Origin of the sequence: Paracoccus sp. NSM (assembly GCF_052379855.1) — a bacterium.
Lineage (GTDB): Bacteria > Pseudomonadota > Alphaproteobacteria > Rhodobacterales > Rhodobacteraceae > Paracoccus.
The window spans coordinates 210514-228682 of sequence record NZ_JBQTCG010000002.1 but is presented as its reverse complement, the minus strand read 5'-3'; the positions used below and the strand labels follow the sequence as shown (position 1 = coordinate 228682).

Sequence of the window (18169 nt, the reverse complement as noted above, 5' to 3'; positions counted from 1 at the left end):
CGTGAGCGCGCTTTTCCACAGGCAGTTCCACAGCATCAGCCTCGACACCCGCCCGGTTCTCGACATGACGATGACCGAGTTCGAGACCATCGCGCCGGGCAATATCCGCGTCACCGGGACGTGGTTCATGGACCCGGAGACCCGGACCAGCCAGCCCTGTCTTGTGCTGACCGACGCCCGCCGCCCGCTCATGCGGCGAGCGAGCGGCCGCCGCGCCGTTCCCTGCATCATCACCCTGGACGTGGCGTGGATGTGGACGGTCGAAATGGGCGACCCCACCCATGTCTGGGCGACGATCAGCAATTGGCTGCGAGAAGGCGTCTTGCCCGGATCGCCCACCAACGACCTCGACAAGTGGGCCGTGTTCGATGCGGTCCAGTGCCGACTGCGTGACATGATGATGATGCCGCCGATGCCTGCCGCCCCGGCGATCAAATATGGCACCCCCCCCGAGGTCGTGGGGGAGGTGGTCATACGGGACCAAAGCACCGGGGCGGTGCTGCAAGAGGTGGAGTTGACCAAGCATGTTCGACATTGATTTCAGTTCCGGGCGCATCCTCACCGTCAACGGACACCCCTACAATTCACGGCCCGGCGAAGTGCCGTTCCTCGAAAGCGCAAAGGCGCAGATCGAGCGCGACCGCGCGTCACCACCGGCCAAGAGCCGCGTCAGCAAGCTGGACAGCCCGGAGGCCATCGACCTCTGGAAAAGGCTGCTGGCCACCTACCGCTACGAACTCGAACGGCAGGCGCAGAACCGCTACGAAATGTCGGTGGACGAGGATTTCTACGACCATATCCAATGGACGCTGGAAGAAATCGCGGAACTGGAAGCGCGGGGGCAATTCCCGCTCGTGTTCAACCTGATCCAGACGACAATCAACTGGATGCTGGGGACGCAGCGCCGGGCGCCGCAGGATTACAAAGTCCTGCCCCGCAAGAAGGACGGGCTGCAATCCGCCGAGCGCAAGACCGAACTGCTGCGCCATTTGCGCGACGTGAACCACTCGAACCAGCATGTCAGCATGGCGTTCAGCGACGCCGTGAAGGCCGGGATCGGCTGGCTTGAGGTCGGCCAGGGCGATCCGGCCGAAGGCGTCCGCGTCATGGATCGGCGCGAAAGCTGGCGCAACATGCTCTGGGACAGCCGCGCGCAGGACATGGGCCTGAAAGATGCCCGCTATGTCACCCGCATGAAGTGGCTCGACCTCGACATTGCCGCCGCCCTCTGGCCCGACCGCATCGGCATCCTTGAGGCGTCGCGCGAGCATCGCCTGTTGTCGGCCATCACGTCCGACTATGGCGACGATGCCAGCGATTCCCAGGAGATGGACCATCACGGCAGCGTCGGCAGCGACGTGACCGCAGGCGGCGCCTATCTGCGCGACCGCATCCGCTGCATCGAAATGTGGTTCAAGAAGCCCGCCGCCGTGCCGGTCCTGAACAATGGCCAGTTCCGGGGCGAGGTGTTCGATGAATGGTCGCGCGGCCATTGGGACGAACTGCTGCACGAACGCGCAAGCCTCGTTATCCGCCCGCGCGAGGTGATGCACGTTGCCGTGTTCACCGAGTTCGGCCTTCTGGACCTGCGGCAATCGCCCTACCGGCACAACCAGTTCCCGTTTACGCCAATCTGGGGCTATCGCCGCGCCCGCGACGGTCAGCCCTATGGCGCGATCCGAGGGCTGCGCGGGCCGCAGAAAGACCTGAACAAGCGCGCATCCAAAGCCCTGCACCACCTGTCCACGGTTCAGGTGACGGTCGAGGAAGGCACCGTTCAAGACATCGAGGAACTGCGCGACGAGGCAGGACGGCCCGACAGCGTGATCGTCCACAAGCGCGGCACCAACCCGCCCCGGATCGACAAGAACACCGAGGTCGCATCCGCCCATCTGCAACTGATGGAGACCGACGCCCGCATGATCCAATCGGTCGGCGGCGTCACCGACGAGAACCTGGGCCGCCGCAGCAACGCCACCAGCGGCAAGGCGATCATGGCGCGGCAGGATCAGGGATCGCTGGCAACGTCCGTTTTCTTCGACAACCTGCGCTATGCCTCCCTGCTGCATGGCGAGAAGCAGATGATCTGCATCGAGCAGTTCTACACCGAGCAGGACCAGATCAGGATCACCGACAGCCGGGGCAATCCCCAATGGGTCGATCTGAACGACCCGGAGCATCCCGAGAACGCCATTGATATGTTCAAGGCGGATTTCATCATCGAGGAAGAAGATTGGCGGGCCAGCACCCGGCAGGCGCAGGCCGAGCAGCTTCTCGAACTGATGGAACGGCTGGCCGCCACCGCGCCGCAGGTCGTGATCCAGACGCTCGACCTCACGGTCGAAGCCCTGGACGTGCCGAAGCGCGACGAAATCGTGAAGCGCATCCGGCAGATCACCGGCGCCGCCGACCCGGACGAAGATCCGAACAACCCGAGCCCCGAGACGATCCAGCGCCAGCAAGCCGCCGAGGCCGAGGCCGCGATGCAGCAGCGCGCGGCAGAGGCCGAAATCTCGGAGAAGGAAGCGCGCGCAGCCAAGACCGCCGCCGAGGCCAAGCTGATGGATATGGGCCTGCGCGGCGCCAGCCTCGACCAACTCAAGAAGGCCATCGAGGCGGCTATCCAGATCGCCGGGGCGCCCGCCATCGGCAAGGCCGTCGATAATCTGATGGCGACCGCCCAAGAGGACGCCGCAGCCGCCGCAGGCGCGGGCGAGCCGACCGAACCCCCCGCCATGGAACCCCAAGACCCCATGGCCGAACCGGCTGCGCCCGCAGCCATGCCGATGTGAGAGGAAACACCGTGGCAAAGACCCCCCTGAACACCACCGCCGAGGACGATCTGAAGGCTATGGGCCTGCCCCCGGCGTTCACCATCGACGACATGCGCGAACTGCTGGACCCGGCTGAAATCGCCGCCATGGCCGAGGGCGATGATCCGCTGATCGACAAGCTGCCCGACGACCTCAAGGCCGCCACGGTCAAGAGCAAGAGCGCGTTCGAGGAACTGAACCCCGGAATGGAGGACGACGACGCGGATGCTGATGCTGATGATGATGCTGACGGCGACGACGAGGACGCCGACGAGGATCAGGATGGCGACGCCCAGGACGACGAGGAAGGCGCGGCGGATGATGGCGACGAGGACGAGGCCGACGACGCGGCGGGCGATCCGCAGGACGATCAGCAGGCGGATCAGACCCCGGACCCGAGCCTGACCATCAAGGACACCGGCGACCTGCAAGCCAAGGTCGAGGCGTTCGACACCAGCCTGGACGAATTGCAGGCGCAGTATGACGATGGCGAACTGACGACCAGCGAGTTCCGCGAGAAGCTGAAGGCGCTGACCACCGATCAGGCCAAGGCACAGGCGGAACTGGACCGGGCGACCGAGGCCAACCAGCGCGCGCAGGAAGAATACGCGCAGACATGGTTCCAGAAGGTCGAGCGGTTCACCGAGGCCCGGCCCGAACTGATGGACACCAAGCCCATCCCCGGCCTGCCCGAGAACGCCAGCGCCTATACCGTGTTTGACCTGTCCCTAAAGCACGTCAACGCGGACCCGGCGTTCGCGGCCCTGTCGATGCAAGAGCGGATCGACGCGGCCGCCCAGATCGCCAACACCTACATCGAGAAGCAGACGGGCAAGCCCCTGACCGGCCCGGCGCCCGGCAAGAAGGGTGACGGCAAGAAGCCCGGCCCGCGCACCGACAAGCGCCCCGATCCGGTCAAGACCCTCGGCGGCATCACGGCGGCATCCGACAACGATGTGCAGGACAGCCGGTTCGCCGCGCTGGATCGCATGGACCCGATGGACGCCGAGGCCGCGCTTGACCGCATGAGCCCCCGCGAGCGCGAAAAGTATCTGGCAGGCTGACAAGCAACGGAGGCGCCCGGCAAAGGTCCGGGCGCCCGTCACGAGGACGAGGGCAGATGAGCAAGCAATCAAGGGGCGGATACGGGCTTGTGCGGCGCTGCCGCCTCGAAGAAACACCCGTGTCGATCAAGGTGGGCGATGTGACGGTGACGATCACCCGCCTGGGGACGCTGACCGCGACCGTGGGCGTCAAAGCGCCCCCCGACATGGAGATAACCTTTGCCGATGGCCGCCCGCTTCACGAGACGGTTGAGCAGGCCATTCAATCCATGGTAGAACGCGGATCAGACGACAACGCATAGGATGTGCCGCGCGTCACGAACCCCAACAGGTCTGTGACAGGAGCATCCTATGAAAACGACCTTCGGAATCAACAGCCCCCAGGCTGTCAAACGCTGGGCCAACGAACTGGCCCGCGACACCACCAAGCAGATGTATTTCACCAAGTTCATCGGGACTGGCGAGAACAACATCATCGAACGCAAGGTGGACCTCGAACAGTCGGCGGGCGATGAAATCCGCTTCGACCTCAACATGAAGCTGCGCGGCGACATGACCGAGGGCGACGATGTGGTCGAGGGCCGCGAGGAAAACCTGACCTTCCTGCAAGACGTGGTGCGGATCGACCAAGCCCGCAAGGGCGCCGACGCGGGCGGCCGCATGACGCGCAAGCGCAGCCTGCACAACCTGCGCCAGATCGCCAAGGATCGCGTGGCCGAGTTCACCGCCGAATGGTCCGACGAACTGATGATCGTCTATCTGTCGGGCGCCGCGCCGGGCAGCTATGTGAACGAGGATGCCATGGTGCGCCGTCCGTTCGCCACCAACCCCATCGAGGCCCCGGACCAATACCACATGGTCTATGGCGGATCGGCCACGTCCAAGGCGACGCTGGAAGAAAGCCACCGCATGAGCCGCGAACTGATCGAGCGCGTCAGCGTCATGCCGCGCATGATGGCCGCAATCGACCCGACCGGCCAGACCGTGAAAATGTCGCCCGTCTCGGTCGAGGAAGGCGGCAAGCATTTCGTCATGCTCATGTCGCCCTTCCAGATGCACGACCTGCGGAACGGCGCCGGTGAACTCGGCTGGGCTGCGATCCAGAAGGCCGCCGCCGCAGCCGAGGGCAAGAACAACCCGCTGTTCAAGGGCGGCGCGGGCATGATCAACGATGTGGTCCTGCACCAGCACGAGAACGTGCGCCGCTTCCGCGACTACGGCGCCGGTCAGAACGTCGAGGCCCACCGCGCCCTGTTCATGGGCCGTCAGGCGGGCGTCCTGGCCTATGGCAACGGCGGCAACGGCACCCGCTTCCAGTGGGTCGAGGAATCGAAAGACGCTGGCAACCGCGTGGCGATCTACGCGGGCGCGATCCTGGGCTTCAAGAAAACCCGGTTCGGCGGCCGCGACTTCGGCGTCATCACCGTGGACACCGCGTCCAAGAACCCGAACCCGGCCATCGCCGCCTGATAGCGCCTGACCGGCCCCGAGCGGGCCGGTTTCCCCCTTCACGCCACAAGACACACAGGAGAGTGCCATGGCGATCATCAAGAGCCGTTACACGGGCGGGAACGGGCGCAAGCAGCTTCCGTCGCCCTATGTCGCGCATGTCGAGTGCGTCGAGTTCATCGACCACGTTTTCACGCAACCCCTCACCACCGCCGACATTCTGGAACTGTTCTACCTGCCCCCGAACTGCCGCATCACGGACATTCGCATCGTGACCGCAGGCACCGGCGCCGCGACCCTGAACATGGGTCTCATGTCGGGCGATGTGGGCAGCGAGGACGCATCCCGCACCCTCGGGACGCAGTTCTTCAACGCCCAGGCCACGCCCACGAACCCGCAGACCGCTTCGCTGGCCGGTCTGGCGGCCGTCGCCGCGTCGCCCATGCCCCGTTCGGTCGGCGTGTCCTTCTCGGCCAACGTCGCCGCGAACCCCGGCAACCGGATCACGGCCATCGTCCGCTACGCCACGACCTGATCGGGGCGCGATAGCCACCTGACGCCCAGCCCCGGCCCCACAGACGGGCCGGGGCTTTTTCAAAAGGAAGGACTGCCATGTTCATCGAACGCATCCTGCGTGACCCTGACGGAACCAAGGTCCGTCTCGGCGCCATCGAATACCGCTTCCGCCCGATCTGGAATGACGGGCCGCACGTCGCCCGCGTCGAGGATGAGGCGCATCAATCCGTGCTTCTGGCCATCCGCGAGGGCTACCGGGAATATTCCGGCCCCATGCCCGATGTGGAAACGGCCGCCGCCGCCATCAGCGCGATCATCACGCCGCCCGCCGCGCCAGCCCCGGCGCCTGTCGTGACGCCCGAGCCCGAGCCCGCGCAAGGCGACCAGACCGGCGCAGCTTCCGAGCCCGCACAGGATGGTGAGGGTCAAGCGCCCGCCACCGACTTCGACGCCCTGGACGACGACGCCCTGCGCGCGCTGTTCAAGGACGAGATCGGCCGCGCCCCGAACTCGCGCGCCGGGCGCGACACGATGATTGCCCAGATCGAGGCCAAGCGCGCCGAAGCCGCCACCGAGCAAAAGGACGCCTGATCCATGAGCGTTGCCGCATCCGTCATTATGAAGCGCGCAAGCACCATCCTTCAGGATGCGGATGCGGTGCGCTGGACCCCCATCGAACTGCACGACTGGCTGAACGAGGCGCAACGCGCCGTGGCCATCGCCAAGCCGAACGCCAAGAGCGGGACCGTGACCCTGCCGCTTGTCCAAGGCACCAAGCAGGACTTGCCCGAGCAATACACCATCCTGTCGCGGATCGTGCGGAACGGAGGCGCCAGCGGTCGCGCCGTTCGCCAGCTCGCGCGCCGGGAAATCCTCGACGCGCAAATCCCCGGCTGGCACAGCACCGCCGTTCTGCCCTTCTCGGCAGAGGTGCAGTATGTCTTTCAGGACATGATGAACCCGCGCGAGTTCTATGTGGCGCCGGGCAACACCGGGACGGGGAGCCTTGAGGCGGTCGTGGGCATGGTCCCCACGAACATCGCAGCCCCGGCATCTGGCCAACAACTGAACATCGACGCCTATACCGGCACCATCGACCTGCCGCCGATCTATCAGTCGATACTGCTGGACTTCCTGCTGTTCCGGGCCTTCTCGAAGGACAGCGCGGCCCCGGACGCGGCACAGCGGGCGCAGGTTCACCTTGGCCTTGCCACCAACGCCCTGGGCGCCATGGGCGCATCCGAGGCCGCCATGAGCATGGCCACGGCCTTCCTGATGCAGCCCGGCCCGGCAGCGGCGGGGTAAGCCATGGCGGTTCAACTGGTCAGCACCGCCGTTCTGCTTCCGCAGATCGCGCCTTTCGCCCCGACCTGCCCGGCTTTCGTGGCCGAGCAGCAAATCCGCATGGCGGCGATTGAACTGGCCGAGGTCAGCCGCGCATGGCGCCATGTCACGACCACGACCGCGCCAGACCCTACCCATATCCTTGTCGCCCCTGCCGGAACGGCGATCCACGAAATCGAGTTTGCCGAGTTCAACGGTCGGCCGCTCGCCCCCATCCAGTTCAGCACTTTCGAGGAAGGTCTGACCGGCTTTCCCGCGTTCGTCAGCCAGATCGGGCCGGGCGAGGTGCGCCTGAGCCCCGCACCGGCGCCCCCCGGCCCCGGCATCGAGCCAGGAACGCTGCGGATCAGCGTTTTCCTCAAGCCCCGCGCGGACAACGCCATCGGCGGCAACCCGGCCAAGCCGTTCGAGGATGCCCACAACCTCATTCCCGACTTCTTCGTCAGCATCCACGGCCACACCCTGACCTGTGGCGCGCTGGCCCGGATCTTCGCCATCCCCGACGAGCCTTGGACCGACGAACGCCGCGCGGCCTATTACGAAGCCGAGTTCACCCGCAAGCGCGATGCCGCGTTCACCGGGAACCTGCGCGGCCAGCAGCGGGCGCCGATCCGCACCAAGTTCAGGGACTTCTGACATGGCCAAGATCGCGCTGCGCGGCTTCACCGGGGAAAGCCCCCGCCTCGACCCCTATTACCTGCCCGAGCAGGCGGCGGCCATCGCCCTGGACGCTGCGATGCGCGGCGGGAGCCTGACGCCCTTCCGCCAGAACAGCGCGCCCGTGGTCGCGTTCGAGACGAACCGCCAGACCATCTACCTGCACAATGCGGAATGGCTGGCATGGAACACGGACGCCAACGCCGTTCCCGGCCCGGTCGCCACGGATCGCCTCTATATCACCTATGCCAACGCCGCCCCGCAAATGTGGATCGCGGGCGACTATATCCCCCTCGCCCTGCCGCGCCCGAGCGCGCGCCCGACGCTGACGCGGGGCGGGACGCTGAACAACGACATTGCCGAACTGGTGGCCTATGCCTTCACCTGGGCAACGTCGCTTGGCGAGGAATCCGGCCCGTCTCCCGTCTCGGCCCCGATCCTATGGAGCGAGGGCAACACGATCACCGTGGCAGGCATGCCCGCGACGCCCCCGGCAAACCGCCTCGTGACCCACAAGCGCATCTATCGCAGCGTGACCAGTATCAGCGGCGTCACGGAACTGTTCTTCGTGGCGGAAATCCCGGCTACGGACACGACCTATGTGCATGATCTGGCCGCCGCGCCGATTGCCGAGGCCATCGCCACCAGCGATTTCGCCGCCGTCCCCTCGAACCTGCGCGGCCTTACCGCCATGCCCAACGGCATCATGGCAGGCTTTGCCGGGAAGGAACTCTATTTCTGCGAGCCCTACCAGCCCCACGCATGGCCGCTGAAATACAACCAGACCATGAATGACACGATCATCGGTCTGGCGTCGTTCGGAACCATGCTGGCCGTCCTGACGACCGGCAATCCGGTGACCATGCAGGGCATGCACCCCGAGCAGATGACGGCCGAGAAGGTCGAGCAGCCTTTCCCCTGCATGTCCAAGCGCGGGATCGTGGACATGGGCTATTCGGCGGTGTTCCCGTCCAGCGACGGCCTTGTCTCGATCAGCGCCCAGGGCGGCCGGCTGATTTCCGAAGGCATCTGGACGCGCGAGCAATGGCTTGCCTTGCAGCCGACCAGCTTCATCGCGGCCCGGATCGGCACCCACTACGCATTCAGCTACGTCCCTGCCGGGGGCGGCCCGCGCCGCATGGCGATGATCGACCCGGCATCGCCGGAACCCACGCTTCTGCCCGTCTCGGGCGCCTCGGCCTCGATCTACACCCAGATCAGCAGCGGCGACAGCTTTATCCTCGACACCGACAACCGCACCGTCAGGCGGTTCGACAACCCGGCCAGCGCAAAGCGCGCCTTCACATGGCGGTCAAAGCCGTTCCGCATGCCCTTCCCCCGATCCATGGGCGCCCTGCGGATCGACGCGCGCGCCGAGGCCGGGGAGACCCTGACCACCCGCATCTTCGCGGATGGCGCGCTGCTGCACGAGACGACGCGGATCAACCAGCCCGTGCGCCTGCCTGATGGCGAGCGCACCGACTGGCAGATCGAAATGAGCGGCACCGCCACAGTGATGCAGGTCACGATGGCGCAATCCCTGGCCGAATTGGGGTAAGGCGATGGACGCGCGGCTGAAAGCCCAGATCGAGGAACTGATCGGCCTGCGACCCGGCGCGCAGCAGCGCCGCGCCGTCCGATGGGCCGACCTGAAGAACGGGATCGCGGGCGGGGCAGGCTTCAACGCCGAGGCCGTCCGCAACATCGCGGAGAAGGTCGCGCGGGAGGTGGCCGAAAGCTACGACAGCGCGAACATCGACTTCGCGCAGCTTCAAGCCGAAATCAACGCCGCCATGGCCGAGGCAACCGCCGCGCGCAGCGAGGTCTTGAGCGCCATCAGCGCCGCGAACGCCGCCCAGGCCTATGCCGATACCATCGTCGCGCAGGCCCGGTCTGATTTTCAGATTGATTTCGATACCGCCATCAGCGCATCGCAGGACGCGCTGGCCGCATCGCAGGCCGCGCAACTGGCCGCAGGCGGCGCCAATGAGGATCGGCTTGCGGCCGAGGCAGCGGCGCAGGCTGCGCTGGCACAGGCCGATCTTACGGTTCAGGAGCGGATCGCCAGCCAGACAGCCCGCAGCGGCGCCGAGGTGGCCCGCGATCAGGCGGTTGTGGCCCGCGATGAGGCAGGCGCGGCACAGGCCGCAGCGCAGACGAGCCAGACCATCGCAGCAGAGGCCGCGAACCGCGCCCTGACCGGCAACATCGACGCCGATGCAGGGCTGACCGGGTTCCCTGCGAACTACACCCTGTCAGGCGCGACCGCCCGTCTCACCAAGGTAACGCCCACCGTCGAGGGCGCCGCACAGGCCGAGGCCCTGCGCTTCGGCACGACGAACAACAACGTGCTGGCCGCATTTGCCACGCCCGCCTCGCCGGTCGAGCGCGCCGCCAACCGGACCTATCGTATGTCCGTCCGCACCCTTGGCCAGACCAGTCCGGGGAACGTGTCGAATGGTGTCAACGGCCGCTTCGAGGTCCACATCGAGGCCCTTCTTGCAGGCGCAGTCGTGGAGACGCACCGGCTGGCGCTGAACGCGCCGGTCAGCCTGACCACATGGGGCCTTGTCGATGTGGCCCAAGCCATCGCGGCAGAACATGACGCGGTGCGCTGGCGCTTTGACCGGCCGACCGGACGCAGCGCGGACAACCTGCTGATCGCAGACCGGATCATTCGGGACGTGACGGAATCCGCAAGCGCCGCGAACAGCGCCAATGCCGCAGCCACGAGCGCCGCCCTGGCCGCCAGCAGCGCAACGGATGCGGGCAGCAATGCCGTAGCCTCGGAACAATCCCGCCTTGCAGCGGAGGCCGCGCAGGCTGGCGCGCAGACGGCCCGAGCCAATGCCGAGGTCGCGCGGGACGCGGCGGTCACAGCACGACAGGACGCCCAGGGCGCGGCCAGCACGGCGACGACGCAGGCGGGGCTGGCGGCGACGGCGCGCGATCAGGCGGGCAACAGCGCCAGCGCGGCGGCGACCAGCGCGAGTGCAGCGGAGACCAGCGCCACACAGGCGGGGCAACAGGCCAGCGCGGCCGAAAGCAGCCGCCTTTCGGCAGAGACGGCCCGAGGCGGCGCCGAGACAGCGCGCACCGAAGCAGAATCCGCCCGCGACGGCGCAACCATCGCGCGGGACGCGGCTGTTGTCGCCCGGCAGGACGCCGAGGGGGCCAGCGCGGCGGCCCAGACCAGCGCGAACCTTGCGGCCACGTCACGGAACGAGGCGGCGGGCTTTGCGGATGCCGCAGGCACCGCCCGCACACAGGCCCAGAACAGCGCGACGGCGGCCGCGAACAGCGCAACGACCGCAGGAACGAGCGCAACCAACGCGGGCTCAAGCGCAACGGCCGCGAACAATGCCCGGATCGCCGCAGAGGCAGCGCGCGACGGGGCCAACAGCGCGAGCGCCAGCGCAGGCGTCGCCCGCGATCAGGCCGTGCTTGCCCGGCAGAATGCCGAGGGCGCGGCGGCGGCGGCGCAAGAGAGCCTGAACCTGACGGCCGAGGTCAGCGGTCGGGATATGTCGGTCATCAACGACACCTTCCTGATTTCGTCGGATTGGCAGCGCATCGGATCGCAAGGGACGCTGACGACACCCGCCAACACGATCTATCCTATCGGCCGGGACTGGCGCTTTGTCGTCACGAACAGCCAGAATGATGGCCTGCGGATCAACCAGAGCCCGGCAACCATCTGGCCCGGCCAGACCAATGCCGAGGCGTTCGTGGTCGAGGTCGAGTTTACTTTGGTCACGGGCGGCTTGGGCGGCGCGGGCATCCAACTGGCCTGGACGAACAGCGCAGGCTCGAACTTCTGGACATGGGCCGCGCTGGCCGACATTCAGGCGGGCGCAGGTCTGGCCGGTCGCGCAAGAACCGCGCGCGTGGTCCTGCGGCGCCCGGCCAACTTCACCGGCACATTCGCATCCCACACGCTGATCATACACGCCAACGCCCAAGAACAGAATTGGGTGAGGCAGGCCAAGACGATCACCTTCCACCGCGTCCGCATCCGCCCGGCGACGGCCGAGGAATTGGGATCGGGCGAGGTCGAGGCTGGCGTTCGCGCGAACATCCTTGTCGATTACCTCACCAGCGCATCGACGCAGCAGGCCATCGCTGCGCTGCGGGAGGATATGACCGTCGAGATGGGCGGCAGTCTCGCCGCCGTGCGCCGGTCGGCTCAAGCCATCGCCAACCTGAGCGGCACCGTCGCCCGGTTCAGCCAGATCGCCAGCGTGAACGGCGAGCAGGTCGCGGCAGGGATCGAGGCCGTCTCCTTCAACAACGAGGGAGGGGCCAGCGGATCAGTCTTGAAGCTGATCGGTGACAACGTGGTGGCCGAGGGGACTCTATCGGCAAACGCGCTTGTCGTGGGCCTGGGCAAGAACCTTCTGGCCGACCCGGAGTTCGTGGAAGGATCGCAGCACTGGACGCCGGGGGAGTGGGACGCGGCCAATCACAGCCTGCTTGTTCTGGCGCCCGGCAGCTTCGGCGCGCATCCTGCATTCCCCACGCTGGCAGCGCGTCAGACCGGCACCAGCACGGCAAACGCATCGGTGGGATACCGCCCGGTGAGCAACGAGAGCGGCGCGCGAGCATGGGGCGTTCCAGTGGTCGCAGGTCAGCGATATTGCGCGTCGGCATATTTGCGTGTCACTGGCGGCGGCGTGGCTGAAGCGCGCATGCAGATCATCTGGCGAGACGCGAGCGGGAATGTCCTGGGCAATAACACGCCGCCTTTCGCAGCCACGGGGGGCGACGGGTTTCTTCCCGACACATGGCCCCGGATGGCAGCGTTCGGACTTGCCCCGAGTGGCGCAGTCTTTGCCGAGATCCGGGCGCAAAAAGCGCCAAGCGGCCAGTTCCCGAACACGCTCTGCATCTGGAAGCCGCAGTTTGAGGAAGTGCATGCAGCCGCGTCCGGTCCGTCGCCTTGGGCGCCGGGCGGCACGTCCTACATCAGCGGGGATCGGATCGTCACCGGGGGCGTGGTTTCGCGCCATGTAACCACCGATACCATCCGCGCGATAAACGGCCGGTTCAACAGCTTGTCGGCTGCGAATATCAGCGTCGGAAACGCAGAAATCGGCGCGGCCCAGATCGCCAACGCTGCAATTACGCGGGCGAAAATCGAGGACGCCGCAATCAACTCGGCCAAAATCCAAGATTTGGAGGTCACGCGGCTTAAAGTCGCAAATGGCGCGATCACGTCATACGAGCGGGCTTTCACGGCGGGGAGCATTACAGCTTCAGTTAATGGATTTTTCAGCGCGCAACAGCTTTCCTACACCATCGGTCGCGCCGGGCCGCAGACGCTATTCATTGCGTGGACCGCGACAGGCGCTGCTGGGAGCGGTTTGCTTCAAAACCATGGGATGCGGATCATCAGGACAAATGCAGGCAATTCTTCCGTGATCTACACCCAAGGGTTTGACGCATCCCCATCTGGCTCCGATTACAATATCTGCATCACCGATACTGCCGTTCTGTCTGGTCCGGTGATTTACGGCTTCGAGTTTTCGCGCTTCACCGATGGGACGGTCAGCAGAAGCGTTACGCTTTCCAACCGCTTCTTTGGGGCGCTCAATGTTTTCAAGTGACCGGACCATGTTCGCCATTATTGCCATCGAGACAGGCGCCATTATCCGCATGGGCGAATGCGACATTGACGATCTGGTGCTGCAAGCGACACCGATGCAGGACGTGATTGCGCCGGTTCCTGACGGGATCAGGGACGATACGCATTTCTGGGACGGGGATGCATTCCAGCCCTTGCCGCCCCGCCCCGGCATCTGGGCCGAATGGGACGGACAGGCATGGATTGACCCGCGAACGCCGGCCGATTTCGCGGCGGCGCTGCAATCGGCCCGAGACGCGGCCCGGCGCGACAAGAGCGGCCTTCTCATGGACCTTGCCATGATGGGAGTGCTGACCGTCCCCGAGGCCATACAGGCGGCGCGCGGCGACATTCCCGAAAGCTTCGAGCCTGCGCTATCGTCCCTGCCGGAAGAAGCGCAGGGGATCGCCCGCATCAAATGGGCAGGCGATCAGACGATCAGCCGCACCAACCCGCTGATCCTGCTGGCGGCATACGCCAAGGGGATCACGGACGAACAACTGGATCAGGCATTCGGCGTTCAGGCGCCGGTCTAAGGAGGAAGCCATGGGCAAGATCACTTTCATCAGCAACCAGCAGGCGCATCACGTCGAGATTGCAAAGCAGCTCACCGGGTCGGAAGGCTTCATGCACGACGCCCGCGCCATCGCCGCCTATCTGCCGGGCGAAACGGCGATGGACCTGCTTTGCGTCGCCGTGTTCGAGTGCTTCCGGGGCGGCCGGGCCGATCTGCACCTTGGTTGCGCGCCGGGCAAGCGGCTGACGCCCGAGGTCATCACGACCGTCAGCACCCTGGCCTTTCATCCCCGCTTCTTCAGCCTGGACGAACTGCGCTGCCGCGTTCCGGTCGAGAACGTCAACGCGATCTGCACCCTTCTCAAGATTGGGTTCCAGATCGAATACCGGGATCGCGCTTCCGTTGTCGGGGGCGGCGATGCTATCGTGCTTTCACTGTCCAAGGAGACGGTATTGGCCTCTGCCGGGCCGCGTGACGAAATCAGCCGTCCCGACGAGGGCGCGGCCGCGCAGGAGTAAGGCAGATGGGCCGCAGCAAGGCGCCGCAAGCAGACCCCAATATCGGCATCGCCGCGCTGAAAAGCGCGGAGTTGGGCGAAAAGCATCTGGAATGGATGAAGGGCCAAGCCGAGATCACGAACCAATGGGCCAGCGAGGATCGCGCCGACTGGCGGGAAATCTTCAAGCCCATCCGCGACGAGTATGTGCGGGACGCGAAGAATTGGGACACCCCGCAGCGCCGCCAGCAGGCGCAGCGTGAAGCCATTGCCGATGTTCGCATGCAGGGCCGGGTCGCGGACGGAAGTCGCATCCGTCAGGCCATGGCAATGGGCATCAACCCGAACAGCGGCAAGTTCCTGACCGCGCAGCGCGACGGCGCCAACGACATGGCGCTGGCCGCCGTAGGGGCGGGCAACATGGCCCGCGACCGGATCGAGGCCCAGGGCGAACAGCGCGTGGCCAGCGCCATCAACATGGGCGCTGGGCTGGGCGTGAACCCGGCTCAGTCGATGCAGATTTCCAACGGCGCCGCGTCGTCAGGCTTTAACGGCGCCATGCAGGGCTACGGCCAGCAAGGAAGCCTGCTGAACACCCAATTCCAGCAGCAGATGCAGGCATACGAGGCCAAGCAGTCGAGCCGTGGCAGTCTCTTCGGCGCAATCGGTTCGGTCGCGGGCATGGCGAACTGGGGCAAGATCGGCGCGACCGTGCTTCCGATGCTGTCGTCCAAGAAGGCCAAGACGAACAAGAAACCGATCAAGGACGGCGCCGGGATCGAGGCCGTCCGCAAGATGCCGGTCGAACAATGGGACTACAAGCCGGGCATGGGCGACGGCGGGCGGCATGTCGGCGCCTATGCCGAGGACTTCCAGAAGGCGACCGGCCAGGGCGATGGCAAGACCATCGACATACCGTCCTACCTCGGGACGCTGACCAAGGCCGTGCAGGACATTGACAAGATGATCCGCAGCGGTGCGGCAGGAGGGAAATCGGCATGAGCCTCGCCAGTTCCATCGCATCCTTTGCCCAAGGTTTCGCCGGTTCTGTCCAGAACAAGCGGGATCGAGCCGAGCGGACCAAGCTGCAAGAGCAGAGCGATCGGTTGATCGACCTGATGGGGCAGCAGATCAAGGCAGGGGGCGCCATGCAGGGCAGCGGCACGATGGGCGCCGAGCCACAGCCGGGCGGCCTGTCCTATGGCGCGGCAGCACCCACCAGCGGGACCATGGCGGGCGGCACGGCTGGCGGACAAGCCTCGGCCGCCGCCTTCCCGCGCAGCAAGGCTGTCGATTTCATGGCGCTGATGGACAGGCACGAGGGCGCGGGCGATTACGACACGCTGTTCGGCCACGCGCAGAGGCGCGGGCAGTTCGCCGGAACGCGCATCAGCGACATGACGATTTCCCAAGCCCTCGATTTCGCCAGCCCGCGCGGCGCCTATGGCCAGTGGGTCGCATCGAAGAACAACGGGACCGTGGCAACGCCGATGGGCCGTCACCAGATCGTCGGCAGCACCTTGCGGCGCGCGGTCGAGCAGATGGGCCTTGATCCGAACACGACGCGCTTTGACCGCGACACGCAGGACGCGGTATTTCGCCATCTGGCAACGCAGCGATTGAGAGGCGCCGCCACGCCCGAGGCCGCGCGAACCGCGATCCGTAACGAGTGGGTCGGCTTCCGCAAGGTGCCGGATCACATGCTGGATCAGGCGATCCACAATTTCAGAGTGCAACACATGGGCGGCGGCTTGGGCGCGCGGCCACCGGCTTCGTAGGAGAACCAGATGAGCCTGGGAAACAGCTTCGCCAGCTTCGTGAACGGCTTTGTCGGCGGCCGGGACGTGCGCGACCGTTGGGAGGATCGCAAGATCGCCCAAGAGCGCCAGAAGGTGCTGGACGAATACGAGGCCGAGCGCCAGAAGCGGCTGGCCGACATGCACGGATGGGCGGGCGAGCAACACGGCTGGAACGCCCAAACGCACCGGTCGAACATGACCGACGCGCAGCATCGCCAGAGGCTTGCCGAACTCGGCTATCAGGACACGATGTCCACCCGCAGCGCGCTTGAGCAGGCGCTTGCTGCGGCCGAGGGCGGATTGGGCGCCCCTCCGCCCCCCGGCGCGGCAACCGGACCCGCACCGGCGCCCGGCCCGGCCAGCATGCAGTTCGCCCCTGCAATGCCCGACGCCCTCGGCGCACCCCCGGCGCCCGGCGCACAGGCGGCCCCTGCGCCCGGCCCCGTCGAGCGGGCAGCAGGCGCCCCGACCGTCGCGCCGCGCAGCGCCCGGCCCGAGTTCGGCCCCGCAATGCCGGGGATGGAAGCAGGTCAGCCCCCGGCCCTCGGCGCGCGGCCCGCGCCCGCGCAAGCCCCCGACGATCTGTTCATCCAGAACCCTGACGGCACGGTGACGACCGCGCGGCCACCGCGCACCCCGGAAGAAGCGCGGGCGATTGCAGAGGCGGCCCGTGCTGGACGGCTGCGCCAGTCTGACGAAAGCGCCGAGCGGCAAGGCCAGATCGACGCAGCAGGCAATGCGCGCCAGCAGGAGAGCGCGATTGCCCGCAACCTGCGGCTGGACGAGGGCAACGAGTGGGGCGGTGACGGCCAGTTGGCAGGGAACATCGCGCAGGTCGGGCGGCACATAAACCGTGCCATGGTGAAGGGCGCCGACTATCTCGGCAACACGGCCATCGAACTGGCAAATACGCCTATTCGCAAAGCCAACGCCATGCAGCGATGGGCGACCGGCGAGGACGCCGTGTCCGAAATTCCGCGCCTCGACACCCTCAACCGCAAAGCCCCGGCCTTCCCCGACGCACCGGCCACGCTTCCCAAAGACGCGGACGAGACGCAGGCGGCGGCAGCGACCGGCGCGGCCAACGTGGTCGATCAGGTTTCCCAGACCCCGGCAGGGGCGGCCGCGCTGGAAGGGATGCCGGAACTCGGCGCCAAGCCTGGGCAATCCCTCACCCCGGCCCAGATTGAGCGGGGCGCGACCGGGCTTATGCAGTCCTATCGGGACAATGGCCTGCCGATCATCACCAAGGAACTGATGCGGCAAGGACGGTTCGAGGAAGCGGAATCCCTGCGGTCCTTCGTGTCCGAGGCCGCCGCGCAGGAAGGCATGAAGGCATGGAGCGGCGCCGTGTTCCGCGCGCTGATGGGCGACGTGGACGGGGCTGCGAGCGGCATCATCGACGCCTATAACTCGGCCGGGTATTTCGATGATGGTCTTGAAATCGTGAAGGACCAGACGGAACTGATCCGGGCTGATGATGGGCAGGTCATGGGCGTCAAGCTGGCGATGCGCGATCAGGCGAGCGGCGAGGTGACTGTCGAGCAGATGAACATCGAGAACCTGATCGAGCGCGGCCTGTGGCTTCTGTCGCCCGAGCAGGCTGCGCAGAACTATCTGGCGCAGCGGCAAGCCGTCAGGGCGCAGCTTGCCGAACAGGCGGCTGAACAGCGCAGCACCGGCCGCCAGATCATCCTTGAGGGGATGAAGGCCGACGAGCGGGCTGCGCTGGAAATCTACAAGGCTCACATCGGTCTGGACGGTCAGCCTTCCATCAGCTTCGAGGAAGCTCGTGCGCTGGCCGTCGCCCAGGCGCAAGAAGGCGAGCCCGAGGACGCGGAGGACGACGAGCCGCCGATGCTGCGCCGCCCGACGCGGTGATCCGCGCTTG

General features: G+C 66.4%; 16 protein-coding genes. All 16 read left to right on the top strand.

What is annotated here, in order from left to right:
* The first annotated feature begins 1 nt into the window (after window position 1).
* The 16 genes from ACTZWU_RS04155 (at window position 2) to ACTZWU_RS04080 (ending at window position 18159) form a co-directional block, all read left to right on the top strand.
* Complete coding sequence (locus ACTZWU_RS04155) at window positions 2–538, top strand: hypothetical protein (RefSeq protein WP_444736094.1); 537 nt, start codon at window positions 2–4, stop codon at window positions 536–538.
* Complete coding sequence (locus tag ACTZWU_RS04150) at window positions 525–2792, top strand: portal protein (protein WP_444736093.1); 2268 nt, start codon at window positions 525–527, stop codon at window positions 2790–2792. The genes ACTZWU_RS04155 and ACTZWU_RS04150 overlap by 14 nt, the downstream gene beginning before the upstream one ends.
* A gap of 11 nt (window positions 2793–2803) precedes the next feature.
* Window positions 2804–3877: a hypothetical protein gene (locus ACTZWU_RS04145; protein WP_444736092.1), complete on the top strand. Its 1074-nt coding sequence runs from the start codon at window positions 2804–2806 to the stop codon at window positions 3875–3877.
* 56 nt (window positions 3878–3933) lie between these two features.
* On the top strand, window positions 3934–4179 hold the full coding sequence (locus ACTZWU_RS04140; protein WP_444736091.1) for a hypothetical protein: 246 nt from the start codon (window positions 3934–3936) through the stop codon (window positions 4177–4179).
* A 49-nt stretch (window positions 4180–4228) separates the two neighbouring features.
* Window positions 4229–5347 carry a N4-gp56 family major capsid protein gene (locus ACTZWU_RS04135; RefSeq protein ID WP_444736090.1) on the top strand — a complete coding sequence of 373 codons (1119 nt, stop codon included), beginning with the start codon at window positions 4229–4231 and terminating at the stop codon, window positions 5345–5347.
* A gap of 67 nt (window positions 5348–5414) precedes the next feature.
* Window positions 5415–5861 (top strand): hypothetical protein, encoded by a 447-nt coding sequence (locus ACTZWU_RS04130; RefSeq protein WP_444736089.1) that lies wholly within the window; start codon window positions 5415–5417, stop codon window positions 5859–5861.
* 77 nt (window positions 5862–5938) lie between these two features.
* Window positions 5939–6433 carry a hypothetical protein gene (locus ACTZWU_RS04125; protein ID WP_444736088.1) on the top strand — a complete coding sequence of 165 codons (495 nt, stop codon included), beginning with the start codon at window positions 5939–5941 and terminating at the stop codon, window positions 6431–6433.
* 3 nt (window positions 6434–6436) lie between these two features.
* Complete coding sequence (locus ACTZWU_RS04120) at window positions 6437–7147, top strand: phage adaptor protein (RefSeq protein WP_444736087.1); 711 nt, start codon at window positions 6437–6439, stop codon at window positions 7145–7147.
* A gap of 3 nt (window positions 7148–7150) precedes the next feature.
* Window positions 7151–7822 carry a hypothetical protein gene (locus ACTZWU_RS04115; protein WP_444736086.1) on the top strand — a complete coding sequence of 224 codons (672 nt, stop codon included), beginning with the start codon at window positions 7151–7153 and terminating at the stop codon, window positions 7820–7822.
* A 1-nt stretch (window position 7823) separates the two neighbouring features.
* Entirely contained in the window at window positions 7824–9401 is a 1578-nt protein-coding gene (locus tag ACTZWU_RS04110; RefSeq protein ID WP_444736085.1) for a hypothetical protein, read from the top strand.
* 4 nt (window positions 9402–9405) lie between these two features.
* Window positions 9406–13449 (top strand): hypothetical protein, encoded by a 4044-nt coding sequence (locus tag ACTZWU_RS04105; protein WP_444736084.1) that lies wholly within the window; start codon window positions 9406–9408, stop codon window positions 13447–13449.
* 7 nt (window positions 13450–13456) lie between these two features.
* The gene (locus ACTZWU_RS04100) at window positions 13457–14002 is read left to right on the top strand and encodes a hypothetical protein (protein ID WP_444736083.1); all 546 of its coding nucleotides are present in this window, start codon (window positions 13457–13459) and stop codon (window positions 14000–14002) included.
* Between the two features lie 10 nt (window positions 14003–14012).
* On the top strand, window positions 14013–14501 hold the full coding sequence (locus ACTZWU_RS04095) for a hypothetical protein (protein WP_444736082.1): 489 nt from the start codon (window positions 14013–14015) through the stop codon (window positions 14499–14501).
* Window positions 14502–14506: 5 nt separating this feature from the next.
* Window positions 14507–15481: a tail fiber domain-containing protein gene (locus ACTZWU_RS04090; protein WP_444736081.1), complete on the top strand. Its 975-nt coding sequence runs from the start codon at window positions 14507–14509 to the stop codon at window positions 15479–15481.
* Window positions 15478–16257, top strand: coding sequence for a hypothetical protein (locus ACTZWU_RS04085; protein WP_444736080.1), 780 nt, complete (start codon window positions 15478–15480; stop codon window positions 16255–16257). The genes ACTZWU_RS04090 and ACTZWU_RS04085 overlap by 4 nt, the downstream gene beginning before the upstream one ends.
* 9 nt (window positions 16258–16266) lie before the next feature.
* Window positions 16267–18159 (top strand): hypothetical protein, encoded by a 1893-nt coding sequence (locus tag ACTZWU_RS04080; RefSeq protein WP_444736079.1) that lies wholly within the window; start codon window positions 16267–16269, stop codon window positions 18157–18159.
* The last annotated feature ends 10 nt before the right edge of the window (window positions 18160–18169 follow it).